The organism is Terrabacter sp. P5_B1 (assembly GCF_056400505.1).
Genome location: NZ_JBFULD010000477.1, coordinates 1 through 2228 on the forward strand (window position 1 = coordinate 1; position 2228 = coordinate 2228).

1 protein-coding gene and 1 pseudogene are annotated in these 2228 nt (G+C 70.8%); both read right to left on the reverse strand.

From position 1 onward, the window contains the following. A pseudogene (locus AC1DP0_RS21090) lies at window positions 1-635 on the reverse strand (alpha/beta hydrolase); the annotation flags it as partial. After that, the coding region (locus AC1DP0_RS21095; protein WP_478088389.1) for an alpha/beta hydrolase at window positions 566-2228 on the reverse strand (1663 nt) is incomplete at its 5' end. The gene AC1DP0_RS21095 and the pseudogene AC1DP0_RS21090, both read right to left, overlap by 70 nt.

The following is a 2228-nucleotide window of genomic DNA, read 5'->3' on the forward strand; positions in this document are numbered from 1 at the left end:
GCGGCATACATCGCGTCGAGGTCGGCGCCGGTGAAGCAACGGACGGGATCGGACTCCCCCATCCCCCGCGGGTCGAAGCCGACGATGTCGTAGCGTGCGCGCACGGCGTCGTCGAAGAAGGACGGCGCGTCCCTGGCGAAGTCGATGCCCGAGCCGCCCGGACCTCCGGGGTTGATGAACAGCGACCCGATGCGGGGTCTCGGCCCGGAGGCCGGCAGCCGTCGCAGCGCGATCGTCGTCCTCGCGCCACTGGGCTGCCCGTAGTCGACCGGAACCTCGACGGTCCCACAGTCGAAGGCCGCGTCGTCGCTGCACGTCGCCCACGCAACTCGCTTGCCGTAGTAGGCGCGGAGCGCGGTCGGTTCGGGGTCCACCGGGCCGGTGAAGCTGATCGGCGTGGCGCCCGGCCGGTCGCGGTGGGAGCCTCCGGACGGGGCGGCGGATGCCGCGGGAGGACTGCTCGTGCCGCCGGACGAGGCGGCACCGGGCGCGTGAGAGGGCCCGGTGGCGAGCAGGAAGAGGGTCGCGAGGATCGCGAGGGAGACGAGAGGGGCGAGCAGTCGGCTCAGCAGGTCATGTCGTCGGCTGGCGCCGTTCCCCTGAGCAGGTAGCCGTCCACGGCGGAGTCCACGCACGAGTTGCCAGCGTAGTAGGTCCCGTGTCCGTCATGGTCGGAAGTAAGAAGAATGCCCGATGCGAGGTCCTGGGCCAGCTGCTTGGTGCCGCCGATGGGCGTCGCCGGGTCGCGTTCGTTGCCGATGACGAGGATCGGGCCGGCGCCCTGCGCCAGGGTCCTGCCCTTGGGGGTGCGTCCGGCGTCCGGCCAGGTGCGGCAGTTGTCGTAGAGCTCGCCGGTCATCCGGGCCCACAGCGGGTGGGCGGCCTTGGCCGACTTCTGCTCCGCCTCGAGAGCGGGGTCGGACGTGTATCGGGGCCAGTCCGCGCACCGCACGGGGATCATCGCCTGCAGGTAGCTGCTCGGTGCGTAGTCGCCGATGATGTTCCGCTCGACGACCGACATGCCCTTGGCGAGGAGGATGTCGCCCTTGCCGGTGAACGCCTGGGCCAGGCCCTTGTTGAGGGTCGGCCACGACGTGTCGGAGTAGAGGCACATGAAGATCGAGAAGCCGACCCAGCCCTCCCCGATCGTCGTGAGGCCGGGCTTGCTCGTCGTCAGGCCGTGCCTCTCGACCTGGTCGAGCAGGTCGACGATCTTCTGCCGCGCGCTGCTCCTGTCACTGCCCAGGGCGCAGTCGCTCCGCGCGACGCACCAGCCGATGAAGGCGTCGATCGAGGACTCGAAGCCCTGGATGTCGTAGGTCATCTCCTGCTGGTCGGTCTGGTTCGGCGACATGGCAGAGTCGAGCACCATCCGGCCGACCTTCTGCGGGAACGTGTCCGCGTAGATGGCTCCGAGGAACGTGCCGTAGGAGCCACCGAAGAAGTTCAGCCTGGGGTCGCCGAGGAGCACCCGCATGACATCCATGTCGCGCGCGACCTCGGTGGTGCTCATGTGCATCGCCCGAGCCCCGCCACGCGCAGCGCACCGCTTGGTCACGCCGTCGACGTCCGCCAGCAGCGTCGAGCGCTCGGCCGGCGAGTCGGGCGTCGGGTCCGCGCTGAAGAGCAGGTCCATGTCGGAGTTGCTCAGGCACCGCACCAGGCTCGACGCGCCGATGCCTCGGGGGTCGAACCCGACGACGTCGTATGCCGCCCGCACCGCGGGCGAGAAGACGAACGACGCGTACTGGGCGTACTCCACACCGGAGCCTCCGGGACCGCCGGGGTTGATGACGAGGGAGCCGATGCGCTTGCTGGGATCGGTGGCCGGCGCCTTGCGCAGCGCGAGGGTGAAGCGGTCGCCCTTCGGCTTGGCGTAGTCGACCGGCACCACCATGGTGGCGCACCGGTGCTTGGCGTTGTCGGCGCACGACGACCAGTCGAGCTTCTGGGTGTAGAAGTCGGCGAGCGCGGCCGGATAGCCCTGTCCCGCAAGGCTGCTCGGCGAGGGCGTCATGCTCGACGGGCTCGGGGTCACGGGGCCGGACGAGGTCACGGGTCCGCGCGGCTGGGCGGCGGGAGTCGGGCTGCCGATGCGCCAGACGGCGAGGACGACGGCTGCGACGACGGCCATCACGGCGACGGCAGCGAGCGCCGCTCGCTGCCACGAACGGCCACGCATCCCCCCGCCGGACCCTCCTGCGCTCGGGGAGGGCGGCGGGTAGTCG